Source organism: Chryseobacterium sp. CT-SW4 (assembly GCF_048572715.1).
GTDB lineage: Bacteria > Bacteroidota > Bacteroidia > Flavobacteriales > Weeksellaceae > Chryseobacterium.
Window position 1 is genome coordinate 1,124,624 of record NZ_CP183840.1, and the last position, 15,965, is coordinate 1,140,588.

A 15,965-nucleotide genomic window follows, 5' to 3' on the forward strand; every position below is an offset into this window, starting at 1 on the left:
TTATCAATAGCCTTATGCAGATAAAAGATATTGTAAAAAAAGTAAAACAGATTGAAATCCGTACCAAAAAGAAGACGGAGGCTGCTTTAATGGGGCAATATCACAGTGCCTTCAAGGGACAGGGAATGACTTTTTCGGAAGTACGTCCCTACCAGTTTGGGGATGAAATACGAAGAATTGACTGGAATAAGACCGCAAGGTTCCGGGAACCCTTTGTAAAGGTAATGGAGGAGGAAAGGGAATTAACCATGATGTTGGTCGTCGATATTTCCGCCTCTATGGATTATGGAACCAAAAACCAGCTTAAAAGAGAATATGTGGCTGAAATAGCTGCAAGTCTCGGGTTTTCGGCAGCAGGGAATAATGATAAGGTGGGTTTGATTTTATTTGCCGACAAAGTGTATAAGGTAATCCCTCCCCAAAAAGGAAGAAAACATATTCTCTCTATTTTAAGTACCATTCTTACGGCAGATTATGTGCCGGGAGTTTCGAAGGTGGATAAGGCACTGGAATATATGATGGGAATTTTCAAGAAAAAATCACTGGTCTTCCTCTTTTCGGATTTTGAAGATCCTTATGATTCCAAAATACTCAGAGTGGCTTCCAGAAAGCATCAGCTGCTGGGATTGAGAATTTATGATGAAAAAGACAATGAAATCCCGAATATAGGCTATGCCCTTTTCCATGATGCGGAAACCGGCCGGGAAATTTGGGCGAATACTTCCAATGCACGATGGAGATATACTTTTGCTGAGGCCCAGAAACAGAAGTTAAGAGCCCTGGAAGAAGATTTTGCCAACAGTGCGGCAGGCTTTCTGAATATAAGTTCAGACTCGGATTATTCGAGATTGCTCTATAATTATTTTCAAAGTAAATAATTGAGAGATATACATTATTAAAAAAAGTAAATAATAGAATTGAAAAGACTATTCCTTTTATTGTTGTTCCTTATCTGTGGTAATGCCTTTGCACAGATACTTTCTTCCAACCTAGAAAAAAAGACCATGGCGTTGGGAGAAATCAATCACCTGGTTATCAAGATCAATAACCTGAATAATCAGCAGGTTTCCGCAGCTCCTGAGAATGAACTGCTTCCTTTTCATTTTGAAGAGATCAAAGACAGCATCGGAATACAACCGGATCTGTATCAGAGAAGAATTGAATTTTCAGTATATGAAGAAGGAACGTTTACCATTCCCGAACTGGAATTTAAAGTAGGCGACAGAATCCTTAAAACAATACCTTATGAAATAGATGTAATCAACACGGCTCAGAAAGGAGACCAGATTACGGATATTATGAAAAACAAAGAGGTTAAACTTGAAGTGAAGGATTACTGGGAACTTTATAAGTGGTATTTGCTGGCTGCATTGGCTGTAATTGCCGTAATTGTACTTATTGTTCTGTTCATTAAGTGGGGTAGAAGTAAAAAGAGCCAGCCGGTGGTTGTAACCAACCAGACTTTAAAAGAACTGGATTCTCTTAAGAAGAAAAAATATATTGAAGAAGGAAACTACCGTTCCTTTTATGTGGAGCTGATTGACATTTCCAGAAAATTTATTACCACACAATATCGTGTACCGGCCGATGTATTGCTTACGGATGACCTTGTACAGCTGATTAAGGAAAACAATACTATTTCACAGGAAAATGAAAAAGTGGTGGAAGACGTATTCGTAAGAGGGGACTTGGTGAAATTTGCCAAAACCTTTCCGGATAAAGAAATTATGGAAAAAGATTTTACCGATATAAGGGAATTTGTGAAAAGATCATCAAAAGATCTGGAATTTGAAAACTTAAGAAAGGATGTTTAATTTTGAATTTTATAGTCCTTGGTTTCTTCTTCTTTTTCTCCTGTTTATTCCGTTGATATTCAGGGATGTAAGCAAACCGCGAAGAAAAGGAATCAAAGTTCCCACTGTGAATCATATGGAGCATAGCAATGGAATATTGCTTGTGCTTTTTCTGCTGAAGGTTTCTAAATATGTAATCCTGTCCGCTCTTATTATTGCGATGGCGCGCCCGAGAACATTTACGGTGTCCCAGGACAGGGATGATACCAAAGGAATTGATATTATGCTTTCGGTAGACGTATCTCTCAGTATGCTGGCTAAAGATCTTACACCGGACCGTTTAACAGCTTTAAAAGATATTGCGATTAAGTTCGTGGAAAAACGTCCCAATGACCGGTTGGGGCTGGTGGCATATTCAGGGGAAGCATTTACAAAAGTGCCGGTCACTTCTGATCATCAGGTAATTATTGATGAGCTTAAAAACCTTGATCCGTTGGAATTACAGCCGGGAACCGCGATAGGAGAGGGGCTTTCAGTGGCCGTTAATCATTTAAAAAACAGCAAAGCTAAGAGTAAGATCATTATTCTGATGACAGACGGGGTGAACACCATTGAAAATGCAATGCCGCCTCAGGTTGCTGCCGAGCTGGCTAAAAATAATAATATAAAAGTATATTCCATAGGGATAGGAACCAATGGATATGCTTTAATGCCTACTCAAACTGATATTTTCGGAGATCTCGTATTTACGGAAACCGAAGTTAAAATAGACGAGCCTATCCTTAGAGAGGTTGCGGAAACCACGGGTGGGAAATATTTCAGGGCAACGTCTAACAGCAGTCTGGAAGAGGTATATAATGAAATTAATCAACTGGAAAAATCAAACGTAAAGGTTTCCAAACTTTATAATTATGAAGAGTATTTTTACATCTTCCTTTGGATCGCGCTGGGAGTACTGTTGCTGGATGCATTGTTAAGATGGGTATTTTATAAATTTTTGAGCTGATGGATTGGTATTTAGGGAATTACTGGTATTTATTTTTGCTGCTGCTTTTGCCGCTGCTGTCTTATCTTTTGCTCAATTTCCTGAAATGGAAGAAGAAGAGGAGAGAGGCATTTGCCGATAGTCAGTTTCATGAATCGCTGTTTGAAAAAAGTTCAGGATTTACAAAACTGTTTCCTGCATTGTACTTACTGGCTACTTTATTCCTGATATTTTCTATTATAGACCTTTTGTCTGGAGCTGAAGAAATAGAAACCAATCAAAAGCTGAATAACGTAATATTCATGCTTGATGTTTCCAATTCCATGAATGCGGAAGACATTAATCCCAACCGTTTGACGGAAGCTAAAAATATGATGATCAATACCATGCAGAAAATGACCAACGATAAAGTGGGAATTATCATTTTTGCGGGGCAGGCAGCATCTATTATGCCGTTAACGACGGATTACAATTCCGCGGAAACCTATATCAGTGCTATAGAAACCAATTCTATGCAGATACAGGGAACAGACTTTTTAAGAGCTATGCAGACGGCTGTAAGTAAATTTAAAGATGTAAGCAAAGGCTCCCGAAAGGTAGTACTGCTAAGTGACGGTGAAGATAATGAAGGGAATGATAATGCCGCTATAAAACTTGCTAATAAAGAAGGAATTACAATTACTTCGGTAGGAATAGGTTCCGATGAAGGAGCTCCCGTTCCCGAGTATGTTTTTGGGCAGCTGATGGGATATAAGTCGGATAGGAACGGAGAAACCGTCATTTCCAAAAGACAGACCGCAGCATTGAAAAAAATGGCAGAATCCACATCCGGTACTTATATTGACGGAAATAATATCAATGAAGCTCCCGACAGAATTATAGATGCTCTAAACAGGAAAATGTCTTCCTCTGTGAGTATGGTAAAATCACAAAATGCCAATCATTATTACCAGTACTTTTTAGCGGTATCCTTATTTTTCTTTTTTCTGATTTATATTTTTAATCCTAAAAGAGATTTTAATCTTTAATTTTTTTCTGCTTTTTTTAGAATAATTAAAAATGCTATTTAACCCAATTTTAACAAATAAAACACTGTTTATTAACATATAAAAAAATAATTTTGCATGAAATGAATACTAAAATCATCTTTTTATCGTTTTTAATTGCTTTTGCATTTTCCGGCTCTTTGTTTGGACAGGAAAATTATAGGACTTTAGTATATGAAGGCAATCAAAAATTCAACGGTAAAAACTATGATGGAGCGTCCTCCAAGTATATGGAAGCTGTAAAAACGAATCAAAAAGACTTTATGGCGCACTATAATCTTGGAAATGCTTTATATAAAAGTAAGAAGTATGAAGAAGCTAAAGCTGAATTTGAAAAAGCACAGCAGCTTTCCCAAACACTTCCCGATAAAGCAGCTGCTCTTCATAATTTGGGAAATACCTACATGCAGATGAATCAGCCGGAAAAGGCGGCAGACTATTATAAGCAATCTTTAAAACAGGATCCTTACAATGAAGCAACAAGGAAAAACTATGAGATTGCCAAGCTGAAGGAAAAAGAAAACCAGCAAAAGAAAAATCAACAAAACAATTCAGGAAAAGGCGGTGGCGATGATCAGCAGAAAAATGATGATCAGAAAGGTAAACCTCAGGATCAGAAGCAGGATCAGGGAACTGGCCAGCAAAATGAAGGAGAAAGCCCTCAGGGAAAAGATCCGGATCCGGATAAAAACAACCAGGGTAATATGCCCAAAGAGCTTGAAAATGCTATATTAAATAAAATAAGCGAAAAAGAAAAAGAAACCGCCAGGAGAATTTTAAATAAAAATTCTTATTCGATGCCTGAAAGCAACGAGAAAGATTGGTGATGCAGCATAAGTTAATTTACATATTAATGATTCTTGGATCCGTAATTTCTTATGGACAGGTAAATTTCTATGTAAACGCTGATAAAAATGATTATTCAGGAAAGGATGTAATAAACCTTACCGTAGTGCTGGAAATGAGCGGCAGTGAATATAATCAGCAGACCCCTTTCCGTATGCCGGATCTTTCCAAATTCAATATCATAGGTACAGGTTCCGTCAATAACGGCTATATCGATCCCGAAACCAATACGGTAATCACTCAGTCAGTGACCAGGATCGCCCTTGAACCTAAACACAGAGGTAAAGTGCGGATCGGATCTGTTCTGGTAACAGTCAATAACAAGATCTATAAAACAGAACCTTTTGAAATTTCCATCAAAGACATTGAAAAGAAAACAATGGCTAATAATACGGCCAATGAGGTTTTTCTGAATGTAGAAATAGAAGACCGTGAAGTATACAATAACCAGCCGACGATTGCTGTCCTTAAAGTATATTCCAGGAATATAGATAACTTCAGGAAGGTGAAAAACATTCGTCTTCCCCATCAGGAGGATATTGATGTACATCCTATCAATTTCAACCGTTCGGAGATTGATCCGTCCGGATATGGAAATATGGCATCACAGATCCTGGCTATGTTTTTGGTTTTTCCTAATAAGTCCGGGAATATAGAAGTGCCCGCAGTTTCCGCATCACTTAATACATTTTCCTCTAAAAGTAAAATCATATCCAATAAAGTGAAGCTTAATGTAAAAAAGCTTCCCGAAGGATCTCCTGACTATTTCAAAAATGCCGTAGGTAATTTTAAGGTAAGCGTATATAATGCTTCTAAAGAAAAAATAGAAGTAAAGAAACCTATCAACGTGATTGTGAAGGTTTCTGGAGAGGGTAATCTTTCGGATATGCATCTTCCTAAAATTCAGGAATCTCCGGATTATGAAGTTTTCACTCCAAAAATAACTTCTAAGGTAACTACAGGTGTTACAGGAATGAAGGGAGAAGTGTTGGCCAGTTATATTGTAATTCCTAAAAAGCCGGGTGATCTCTTCATTAAAACAGAAAAATTTGCCTTTTTTAATCCTGCCATTAAAGAATATGTGGATCTGGGTCAAAAAACGTTGTCTGTAAGTGCGTTTTCACATGATCAGATCTTAGAGTCCCGTTCTGCCGTTGAAAAAGTAAATGAGTATACCAACAGCTTTTTAGAAACCGTGGACAGCCCTGTACTCAAGACAACGTCTTTTAAAGTAAAAGAGAAAAGCAAGTTCAACTGGAATGTATTATTTATAAATATTGCCATCCTTTTAGGATTATTTATTCTTTATCTCCTGTTTAAGACTTGGCAAAAAAAACGTAATTTGGTTAAAGAAACTGTACCTTCCAAGCCTTTAGGTTCTGTAGCAGAAACTGAAAAAGAGATCAGAAAAAGACTGAAAACTGATGTGACGGATTATTTTTCATATCTGGGGAATCTTAAAGATAAAGAAGACTATGGTAAATTTTTCGAAACATTTGATGAGCTTGATGCAGAAGTAAGAAATCAGTATTTCCAGAGTTCTGCGGATGATTTCAGAAAATTTTTAGAGAGTTATAAAGGCTCTTCTGTTGCAGAGGAATACAGAAACCTTTCCCAAAGAATCCAGATAGAAAAATATTCTCCCGTGAAGTCTCAGGAAGGAATGAGTGAACTTTTGAATGATATTGTTAATTTATATTCACAAATTAGTAAATAATTAATTTTTATTCATATTTTTGCGAAATTCTTAAATTACAAAGGGATGGAAATATTTAACGACTTTTCTTTCAAGGAAATTATTACCTGTTTTATGGTTCTTTTTGCTGTAATTGATATTATAGGTTCTATCCCGATTGTGGTAGGACTGCAGCAGAAATTTGGGAAAATTGAGGCAGAGCGGGCTTCTATTACTGCCGGTCTGATCATGATTATCTTTTTATTTGTGGGAAACAAAATTCTTAAGTTCATAGGAGTGGATGTTAATTCATTTGCTATTGCCGGAGCTTTTGTGATTTTTATCATTGCCCTTGAAATGATATTGGGAATTGAAATTAACAAAACCACCGAAGCAAAGTCCGCATCTATTGTGCCTATTGCCTTTCCGCTTGTTGCCGGAGCAGGAACCCTTACAACCACTTTATCATTAAGAGCGGAGTTTCATGATATTAACATAATTTGTGGGATCATTCTCAATACAATTTTCGTATATTTGGTGCTGAAATCTGCCACGTGGTTGGAGAAAAGAATGGGAGAGGCTACTTTGGCCATCCTTCAGAAAGTTTTCGGAATCATCCTTTTGGCCATTTCAATAAAATTATTCACCGCAAACTTTGCCCAATTGGTGCAGGTTTATATTAATTTTTAAGAATCATGCAGAAGTTTTATAAAGTATTTTTAGTACTGTTCATTATTTTTACCGCTGTTAACCTGTATGCTATGGATTGGCAAATAGATATCCTGGCGGAAGACAATCTTAAATTTGTATTCTCCATTGCCTCTGCGGTATTGGGAATCCTGTTGCTTTTGGTATTGAATACATGGAGTAAAATAGGAGTGAAAAAGTAATAGCATCCAGCCTATATAAATTAATTCCCCTTAGTTTTTTCTATGGGGATTTTTTATGGATATAATATCTCATTTTAGGATGTAAATAAGTTCCAATATAAATTTCATCAGTAGTTGACAATTTTATACGGATTAAAACAGTTTTTAGGTTGATAGGGAAGGTCTGGGGTCTGTTAAATTCGAATAAGAAGACTTCTCCACCCATCCTATAATTCCTGTCCTGAAGAATAGAAGAGTAGCTATCTGGTGGTGTAATTCTAATCATCATCTGTACGGATGAACAATCACTCATAGTATTGATTTTATTTTTTGCTGTGCGCACAAACAAAAAACCATCATTTGTGTTTCTTTGACAAACATAAGGCATCTATTCATTTTAAGTGAAGTTTTTCCCCCTTAAATGGCCCCTTAAAACACTAAGGGATATGCTTATGTTGTTTATTTTGTTGTTTATCAGTAAGTTGTATTTTTTATAACGAATAGATATCACAGTCTTTATATTTTTCATAGAGTTCTTTTCTGCCCTTTACTTCTGCTTTTTTGTAGATGTTAGACATATGGACTGAAAAGGTTTTGTCTGAAATAAATAGTTTTTTACTTATTTCGGGATAAGTGAGTTCTGAGTTGAGAAGAAAAGTATATAATATTTCTTTCTCCCTTTTGGAAAATATATCTAGGGGAGGTGTTTGCTGTATTTTGTTTCGGAGAGGATATAAAAAGTAATCTATTGAAACTATGAAAAATCCCGAAGTATAAAATGTTTGTACTACAAATTGATTGCTGGAGGTAAGGAGTATGGTTATCGGTAAGGTCACAATACTTAGAAAGCCCATAGCACCATTTACGGAATGAATTTTTAGAGGTAAGTTCTGATTGGCTCTGAATTTACGATACTGATTTTTTAAAATTGAAATACTGTTAAAGGCCAGCATACTTAAGGTGATGGTTAAAAAAATAAACCTTGACAGTTTCAAAGATTGGGTCGTGGTATATGGTATGATAAACAAGCAAATCAATATTAAAAATAAGAGAGAGCGGTTAAATTTCTTTATTAATTTAAGCTGATATTCTTTCGACAGATATAGGAGGAAGCATAATACTGAAACCAGCCCTGCTGTATACGCAATAATGTTTTGGGACATTATATTGATCGGCAGTGTTTCATGAGGAATAAGTTCCTCTATTATATTGTAAACAAGACAGGTTACTGTGAGAAAAAAGAAATTAATAAAATAAGTATGGTCCTTTTTATTCCGGTGATTTATAAGACCTATCAATGAAATAAGAGTGAGTAGGAAGGAAACTGAAATGTAGATCAGTGAGCTTATAGGAATTTCCCAAAGTATCATAGTAACTTATCTGCTTTTTAAGATTGAGTTGATAGAGAAAAAAGCAGTGCACTTTTTTCACCTAATTGTGGTTAATCCCAAAATTATAAAAATTAGAAAAGAATTTTTTTTGAAAAATTAATGATAGATGCCCAATATGTTTTTTGTTGTGCGAAAAGGATTTGGGACCGGAAAAATTAAACAAACGGATAATTAATTATTCATAGCTAATAATTAATTTTTAGCTCTCAATTTTGATGTTATATTTATATTAAATAATTTTCAGGCTCTTCAAAACAGCTTCAGATTTAAGCTCTGTCTCTATCCATTCCTTTTTCGGATTGCTTTGAGCGGTAATTCCTCCGCCTGCAAATAAGTGGATACTATCCTGGAAAAGTCTTGCACAGCGTAGATTTACAAAATACTGGATCGTATCTCCGCTTTCTATTTTACTGTAGCCGGCATATAATTCACGGGGGAATTTTTCAAACTCGTTGATTTTTTCTCTGCAGAAATCTTTAGGGATTCCACAAACTGCCGGTGTAGGATGTAATTCCTCAATGAGTTTATCCAGGTCGTTAGGATTTATTTTAGCTTTAAAATCTGTTCTCAGGTGTTTTATATTTCCTGTAATATGGTCATAGGTGTCGGAAATATCAAGCTTTTCTGTATAATTAACCAGGATATTTTTTATATAATCGGTAACAGGCTTCTGTTCTTCTCTTTCTTTTTCAGACCAGTTTTCATTAATGGGAAGGGTACCGGCCAGACTCATGGTTTCAAATTCATGAGTTTTTATATTGAACTTCCCTAATACCTCGGAAAAAGCACCCATCCAGGCTGCACCATTCTCTATGAATAGATATCGGAATGCATTGGGATAAGCATTACAAAGGTTTTGAAAGCTTTCTTTAATATCCAGTTCTTTAAAGTCACGGAAAATTTTTCTCCGGGAAAGTACAAGTTTGGGAAGATTATGATCTTTGATAACACGGATTAGTTCGGTGAGTTTTTGAAGGTATTCTTCTTCGGTCTCCGGAATATAGCCGGTGGTATCATTAGGAAGGGATCTGCTGGAGATCTCTTGCTTTTCAAAGGACTCTGTATCGGCCTTTATTACTTTACCTTTAAAATTAATTTCTTCTATACCGTTAAAGGAAATAAAACTAATGCTCTGACATCCGGAAGTTTCGTCAGTTGTATAAAGGGTGGCGTCAAAAGGGAGTTTAAAGAAAATCATGAAATTAAATCCTATTATTTTGCAATAATATTATTGGTCATGGTTGTGTGGTTGATTAATACTCCTTTTTCGTCGCGGATTTCAATTTCGGACACGTGCATGGTTCTGCCTTTTCTTATAAATTTTACGGTTCCGGTAACAGTCCCGTCTTTTTTACTTCTGAGGTGATTGGAATTGATATTCGTACCTACCGCATAAAATTTTTCGCCGTCAATGAAAATATTGGATAGGCATGAGCCTAGCGTTTCTGCCAATACACAGCTGGCTCCTCCGTGAAGGATTCCCAATGGCTGATGAACTTTCGGCTGAACAGGCATTGTGGCAGAGAGGGTCTCATTTTCCATATCCAGATCGGTAAACCGGATTTCTATGGTTTTAGCTAAAGTATCTTTGCCCCAATTATTTAAAAAATTTAATATTTCCTCTTTTGTACGACCTTTCATTTCTTTAATTTAATTTTCCTGGTTCTGAACTTCCGTTGTCTTTACCATTAACTTCCCGCTGTTGATTTTCTTCATGGATTCCCAATATATCGGGGTTCCAGTTTTCCGGTACTTTAGGAGTGATGTCATTGCTGGTATAGTAATGCTGGATTTCTTTTACAAGTTCTTCATACGACATGGAAGCAATCTTTTCATAAGGAATCTGGTAACCTAGATAAACTATTTTTCTTTTGAAATCTCCCGCTGCAAGCACGATGGGTACCTTAGCTGCAAGTGCCATATGATAAAATCCTCTTCTCCATTTCGGAACCCAGCTCCTTGTACCTTCCGGAGTGATTACAAGGCTGAAATCTTCTTTCGCAAACTGCTTGGCTACGAAATTGACAAGATCATTTTTTTGGCTTCTGTCTATTCCTATCCCACCAAGGCTTTTTACGGCTCCTCCGTACCAGGCTTTGGTATGAGCATCTTTAATAATGATTTTGAGGGGTTTGTTCAGAGACCAATAAGCAAAATTTCCTAAAATATATTCCATGTTGTGGGTATGCGGAGCTACTACCAGAATACATCTGTTGAGGTTGTTTACATCACCCTGAAGAACAACTTTCCATCCCAATATTTTAAGCATTAATTTGCCGATTAGTTTTTTCATGTATAAGGATTTAAACAAAAAAGTATAACCTTATTGGTTATACTTTACAAATATATTGAAATATTGTCGCTCTTAAAACAAACTGCCGATTAAATCGACGATTTTTATGACTACTTGTAAAACAAACTGTACCATGATTATAAGTATTTATTTTGAGGGTTATTAATTTTTAAAAAATTATTATGTTACAAATTTATAATAATTAAACTAAATATAATTAAAAATTTTAAATATTTTCAGAGAAGAAGAGTGTGAATTTCAAACACTTGCTTTCCGTTCACACCTTCTCGCACTCTCTGCAGTTAATTATTTAGTTTGTATGGAAATTTCGTTTTTTCCGTCTTTGATTTTGATGTCAACGTCCTTATTCATCTTTTTGATGCTGGATTTCATAGAATCAATAATCTGATCAGCTTGTGAATTGGGAACTTTTTTTCCGTTGATGATGATGCTGTCCTTATCATTGGAATTGTATTCAATGGTAGAACCGTTTACGGAAATTTTATTCTTTTCAATTCTTACGGTTCCGTTTTCATCATTATTCTGATCGTCATCATTAATTCCATCGCCGTTAAGATCTCCGTCAAAGTCAATTCTTCCGTTTTTAACAGGGATCACCACTGCTCTCTGAGGAATTACCAGTTCATAGTTTATCCTGTAATCTCTGAAACGGTGTTCATAAGGATATTTGATATAGTTCGGAAGTAATATTTTGTTGTCGATCACTTCTACAGGAACCGTTACCTGTATAGGGAAATTATATCCGTTTCCTTCTTTTTTAATAATAAGATAAGGTGTTTTTACTTCTGGCTTTCTGGTAACATCTACAGAAATATAATCCTCTTCGTAGACAGACTTTTTATCTGAATAGATATTATCGTCAAACGCTTTGAAGTTTTGAGGAATATTTACCTGTTTAATATCTACATAGAGGGTGTCAGATTTTGCATTGATAGCAATGTTTTCTATATCTTCCTTACTTCCCCGGTAGATAAGGTCTTTTTTAGCCATACTTATTCCAAAATAAGTTCCCAGTATGATCAACAGAAGAAATAAACCTCCTATTACCCATCCGATATTTCTCAATTTCGTTTTTGGAGAAAATATTTTAATGCTCAATAAGCTGAATAGAATAGCCGGGATCAGACTTCCGATAATCATGATGGCAGCCAGTACTTTATCCAAGCCGTTATCATCCATATAAAACCGTATCTGATTAGCTCCCGGAAAATCCGTATCCATTCCGAAAAGACCAAACAATACAAATACTCCGATAATGCTGCTTACAGCTATAATAGCGAATAAGATTCCTACAAAGTATTTCAGAACGTTCCATATTCCGCTCCCGGCATTGTTGATGTAGGGTTTGTTTTCGTTATATATTTCTCCGACTCTCTGCGTAGATTCATTGGCAAACTGTACCAGTTTATTAGATTCATTTTTAAGATTGTCGAAGTTCATAGGCTTTCCCTTCATTTTCAAAAAATCTGAAGCGGTTTCAGCTTTAGGAAGCACAATCCAAAGAATGATGTATAATAAACCTACCAGGCTGGAAGAGATCGCAGCAGTAAAAATACCAAGGATGAAAATTCCTAACCAGATGGCTCTCATGGCAGTCATATCCATACCTACGTAGTGTGCCAATCCTGCGCAAACTCCTGCAATTTTTTGTCTTTCAGGATCACGGAAAAGTTGTTTTTTATCCGTTGTTGTACTTCCTGTGGCCTTTTTGGTCGTATTTTTTTCTGAGAAATAGGCTTCTTCCTGCTCTTCAATCTTTTCTGGAGTTCCGATCTGGGCGATTACTCTTTCCACATCAGTATCATTGATTACTTCACGTTTTCCTAAAGTATCTTTGAAGATCTCCACCATTCTGATTTCTATATCATGCATTACCTCATCCGCTTCAGAAGCATCCAAAGAGCTTCTCAAAGCACTAAGATAATCGCTAAGCTTTATATATGCGTGTTCTTCTATGGTAAAAGAAAAACCTGCGAGTCCTATTGAGAGTGTCTTGTTCATAGCTTTGTTTTTTAATGTTTTTGAGTGATTTGGTTTACTGAATTTGTTAAATCATTCCAGGTATTTTGGAGTTCATCCAGGAAGAGCTTACCTTTTTCTGTGATCTGGTAATATTTTCTGGGAGGTCCTCCTGTGGATTCTTCCCATCTGTAGGAAAGAAACTCACCATTTTTTAATCTCGTAAGGAGCGGGTAGAGGGTTCCTTCTACTACATCCAGTTTTCCTTTTTTCAGTTCATCAATTAAGTCGGAAACATACATTTCACGATGGTTGATGAGACTTAAAATACAGAATTCCAGAATTCCTTTTCGCATTTGCGCTTTGGTATTTTCAGTATTCATCTTTAATAAGTTTTTTAATTGATTATAACCAGAATAAAATTCCTAGCTAGTTGAACCTATTCTGATTTTATATTACAAAGATATGTAAATAAAATGGTATTATGCAATACAAAGTAGTGGTGAAATTGTGATTAAATGTTTAATCATTTGATTATCAAGTAATTAATTTTAATAAATATTTTTAAAATTTCTTTAAATTAAATATGCCTGACTATAAATAGCTATTTTTTATCTTTGCATACGATAAATCGGCAGGCTTATCAAGTTAATTGCCGGATCGTTTAACAGGTTATGAAGATCAGAAAAGAAATAGATTTTATTTTGGCAGTAGACGCCTTAAAAAATGTACAGAGAAGAAATTATAATGCGGATGATTCCCGAAGAGAAAATACGGCAGAGCATTCATGGCAGATTATTATCCTGGCTCAGATCCTTTTTCCCTATGCGAAAAACAAAGAAGAAATAGATCTGCTGAGAGTGATAAGAATGTTATCTATTCATGATCTTGTAGAAATAGAAGCGGGAGATACTTTTCTTTTTGATGAAAAAGCGATGGTAGGAAAATTTGAAAGAGAAAAACAATCCGCCAAAAATATATTTGGAATTTTAGATGAACCTCTGCGTTCAGAGTTTTTTGATCTGTGGATGGAATTTGAAGCGGAAGAAACGCCGGATGCCGTATTTGCCTGTGCAATAGACCGGATCATGCCTTTCATCCTGAATTCCCATACCTCCGGAAAGAGCTGGACGGAAGCGGGCGTTACGGAAAGACAAATCAGAAATATGCTTGAAAAGGCAATCAGCCGGGCTTCAGATGAAATGGGGGAAGCTTTTCAACATTTACTGGATGTTAATCTGGAAGAAGAAAAAGTTTTAAGATAAAAACTCCTTCTATTGATAAAAGTTCCTCATGTCATTTCGAACGAAGTGAGAAATCTTTTAACGCTAAAAGAATACTCTCAACATTATTCAAAACTTTCAAAAATAAAAAAGACCTCTTTCCAATGAGAAGGAGGTCTTTAATAATTACAAAATCTGAACAGGCTTCTTAAATTCATCAATAGCTACAAACGTAAAATCACCTACAATAGCTCTCTGCCTTTCATAAGAATACATCTGTTCCGTATAGATTTCTACATTTACTTTCATGCTGGTATTTCCGACATGGGAAACCTTTCCGATCAGCTCAATAATGGTTCCTGCCGGAATAGGGTGATTAAAATCAATTTTATCACTGCTTACCGTAACCACTCTTTTTCTGCAAAAACGGGTCGCAGTGATAAAGGCTACTTCATCCATAAGCTGCATGGCTGTACCTCCGAAAAGAGTATCATAATGGTTGGTAGTGTTAGGAAATACGGCTTTGAAAATTCTTGTTTCCGAAGCTTCAATTCTTTCTTCTTTTGTCATTTCATTAATTATTTAAAAGCGAAATAGAAGAAATATTGAGATCACAGAATACATCCGGAGTGAAAAAGAACAATTCCGAATACATCCATCAGTTATCAATAAACTTCAAATCGCGAAAGTTTCTTGTTATAAAGAAAAGGCAGGTCTCCTGACTCGTAACATCTTTATTCCCTTCCCATCCTTAAAGACAGTGGCTATGAACAAAGACTTCGGTTACTTACAGTTGCGCGACAGCTCGTGATTTTCACACGATTCCCTTTTAATCTGTAATTACACAGAACCAATTCTCATGATGATGAACAAAAATAAAAAAATAAAAGGATTATTCCGGGTTATTATAAATAATCTGATTGATGACTTTTCCTTCTTTTATGGTCCATACCGTAGTATACCTGCTTTCTCCCGAGCCATTGATCATATAAAGGAAAATATTATCGTTATCAATAGCGGTAACTCCTACATTATTGAAATCCAATGTAGGCTGAAACAGGTTTTTAACAGCTTCGCGGACAAAGACGGAACCTCTTCCCGGTTGTTGAACACGGATAGACTTAACTTCTGTCATTCCTTCCGGAATTTCGTTACTGATTCCCCAGGGCTTGATTTTGTCAATGGTTAGAATTTTCCCGTCCGCATCTTTTTCCTGTTTGCGGTAGCTCGCGTTAGAAGGATAAATATCAATGACGACCTTACTTCTTTGGGCGGTAGGAATTTTTTGATTGGTATTATCCGTGAATATCAGAGATCTTCCGTTCTTAGACTTGGAAGGCGTATATTGGGGAAGCTGATCGATGAATATAATACGGTCTTTATTGACCATTCCTTCCTTATCCAGGGTTTCATATCTTACGAAAGGCTTTTCTGTCTGAGGCTTTTCAGGATATTTGATCCAGATCCATTCTGTTTCTCCAGGTGCTGGTTTTACATACATAAAGATATCTCCTTTACGAAGCTTATCGATAATTTTCCTGTAGTCATCTTTGGCAATGCGGACGTTCGCATAGCCGTCTTCTGCTTTTACCACCCCGAAAGGAATTTTATTCTGAGCCTGTATGAAGGCAAAAGAAAATAAAGATACCAACAGATAAATAGCTTTGTGTAAGGAAATCATCATGTAATATTTAATCTGTCAAATATATAAATTAAATATTCTTATAGTGAATGAATTTTAATTTCTTGCCATTTTTTGAAAGAGATAACAGAATAGAAAAAGGTTATTTCATCCTGTCATTCAGAGCGCAATGCAATGGAGCGAAGAATCTCTTTTTCAGAAAGATTTCTCCTCCCTCGAAAT

Annotated in this window: 18 protein-coding genes and 1 riboswitch; of the genes, 9 read left to right on the plus strand and 9 right to left on the minus strand. The window is 35.9% G+C overall.

Going from position 1 to position 15,965, the window contains the following annotated elements:
* Positions 1–14: 14 nt before the first annotated feature.
* The 8 genes from ABJ974_RS05000 (at position 15) to ABJ974_RS05035 (ending at position 7,235) form a co-directional block, all read left to right on the plus strand.
* Entirely contained in the window at positions 15–878 is an 864-nt protein-coding gene (locus tag ABJ974_RS05000) for a DUF58 domain-containing protein (protein ID WP_419870286.1), read from the plus strand.
* 33 nt (positions 879–911) lie between these two features.
* Entirely contained in the window at positions 912–1,814 is a 903-nt protein-coding gene (locus ABJ974_RS05005; protein ID WP_419870948.1) for a hypothetical protein, read from the plus strand.
* On the plus strand, positions 1,807–2,799 hold the full coding sequence (locus ABJ974_RS05010; protein ID WP_419870287.1) for a VWA domain-containing protein: 993 nt from the start codon (positions 1,807–1,809) through the stop codon (positions 2,797–2,799). The genes ABJ974_RS05005 and ABJ974_RS05010 overlap by 8 nt, the downstream gene beginning before the upstream one ends.
* Positions 2,799–3,806 (plus strand): vWA domain-containing protein, encoded by a 1,008-nt coding sequence (locus ABJ974_RS05015; RefSeq protein ID WP_419870288.1) that lies wholly within the window; start codon positions 2,799–2,801, stop codon positions 3,804–3,806. The genes ABJ974_RS05010 and ABJ974_RS05015 overlap by 1 nt, the downstream gene beginning before the upstream one ends.
* Positions 3,807–3,907: 101 nt before the next feature.
* Positions 3,908–4,651, plus strand: coding sequence for a tetratricopeptide repeat protein (locus ABJ974_RS05020; protein ID WP_419870289.1), 744 nt, complete (start codon positions 3,908–3,910; stop codon positions 4,649–4,651).
* Between the two features lie 26 nt (positions 4,652–4,677).
* Positions 4,678–6,387: a BatD family protein gene (locus ABJ974_RS05025; RefSeq protein ID WP_419870290.1), complete on the plus strand. Its 1,710-nt coding sequence runs from the start codon at positions 4,678–4,680 to the stop codon at positions 6,385–6,387.
* Positions 6,388–6,432: 45 nt separating this feature from the next.
* Positions 6,433–7,035, plus strand: coding sequence for a MarC family protein (locus ABJ974_RS05030; protein WP_292010350.1), 603 nt, complete (start codon positions 6,433–6,435; stop codon positions 7,033–7,035).
* Between the two features lie 5 nt (positions 7,036–7,040).
* Positions 7,041–7,235, plus strand: a complete 195-nt coding sequence (locus ABJ974_RS05035) for a hypothetical protein (RefSeq protein WP_419870291.1) — start codon at positions 7,041–7,043, stop codon at positions 7,233–7,235.
* 40 nt (positions 7,236–7,275) lie between these two features.
* Here ABJ974_RS05035 and ABJ974_RS05040 read toward each other — a convergent pair whose 3' ends face one another.
* The 7 genes from ABJ974_RS05040 to ABJ974_RS05070 all read right to left on the minus strand — a co-directional run bounded on the left by ABJ974_RS05040 (position 7,276) and on the right by ABJ974_RS05070 (position 13,261).
* Positions 7,276–7,527 carry a hypothetical protein gene (locus ABJ974_RS05040; RefSeq protein WP_419870292.1) on the minus strand — a complete coding sequence of 84 codons (252 nt, stop codon included), beginning with the start codon at positions 7,525–7,527 and terminating at the stop codon, positions 7,276–7,278.
* Between the two features lie 178 nt (positions 7,528–7,705).
* A complete protein-coding gene (locus ABJ974_RS05045) occupies positions 7,706–8,242 on the minus strand; it encodes a LuxR C-terminal-related transcriptional regulator (protein WP_419870293.1) in 537 nt (178 codons plus the stop codon).
* A gap of 592 nt (positions 8,243–8,834) precedes the next feature.
* Positions 8,835–9,803, minus strand: a complete 969-nt coding sequence (locus ABJ974_RS05050) for a chorismate-binding protein (protein ID WP_419870294.1) — start codon at positions 9,801–9,803, stop codon at positions 8,835–8,837.
* Between the two features lie 14 nt (positions 9,804–9,817).
* Positions 9,818–10,246, minus strand: coding sequence for a PaaI family thioesterase (locus ABJ974_RS05055; RefSeq protein ID WP_419870295.1), 429 nt, complete (start codon positions 10,244–10,246; stop codon positions 9,818–9,820).
* Between the two features lie 4 nt (positions 10,247–10,250).
* Complete coding sequence (locus ABJ974_RS05060) at positions 10,251–10,898, minus strand: 1-acyl-sn-glycerol-3-phosphate acyltransferase (RefSeq protein ID WP_419870296.1); 648 nt, start codon at positions 10,896–10,898, stop codon at positions 10,251–10,253.
* A gap of 306 nt (positions 10,899–11,204) precedes the next feature.
* Complete coding sequence (locus ABJ974_RS05065; RefSeq protein WP_419870297.1) at positions 11,205–12,920, minus strand: PspC domain-containing protein; 1,716 nt, start codon at positions 12,918–12,920, stop codon at positions 11,205–11,207.
* Between the two features lie 11 nt (positions 12,921–12,931).
* Positions 12,932–13,261, minus strand: coding sequence for a PadR family transcriptional regulator (locus tag ABJ974_RS05070; protein ID WP_419870298.1), 330 nt, complete (start codon positions 13,259–13,261; stop codon positions 12,932–12,934).
* Between the two features lie 291 nt (positions 13,262–13,552).
* Between ABJ974_RS05070 and ABJ974_RS05075 the strand changes: the two genes are divergently transcribed.
* Positions 13,553–14,143 carry an HD domain-containing protein gene (locus ABJ974_RS05075; RefSeq protein ID WP_419870299.1) on the plus strand — a complete coding sequence of 197 codons (591 nt, stop codon included), beginning with the start codon at positions 13,553–13,555 and terminating at the stop codon, positions 14,141–14,143.
* A 144-nt stretch (positions 14,144–14,287) separates the two neighbouring features.
* On the opposite strand, the gene ABJ974_RS05080 is transcribed toward ABJ974_RS05075, so the two are convergent.
* Both ABJ974_RS05080 and ABJ974_RS05085 read right to left on the minus strand, forming a co-directional pair.
* The gene (locus ABJ974_RS05080) at positions 14,288–14,671 is read right to left on the minus strand and encodes an acyl-CoA thioesterase (protein ID WP_419870300.1); all 384 of its coding nucleotides are present in this window, start codon (positions 14,669–14,671) and stop codon (positions 14,288–14,290) included.
* Between the two features lie 121 nt (positions 14,672–14,792).
* Positions 14,793–14,971, minus strand: a riboswitch (cobalamin riboswitch).
* Between the two features lie 22 nt (positions 14,972–14,993).
* Positions 14,994–15,785: a hypothetical protein gene (locus ABJ974_RS05085; RefSeq protein WP_419870301.1), complete on the minus strand. Its 792-nt coding sequence runs from the start codon at positions 15,783–15,785 to the stop codon at positions 14,994–14,996.
* Between the last annotated feature and the right edge of the window lie 180 nt (positions 15,786–15,965).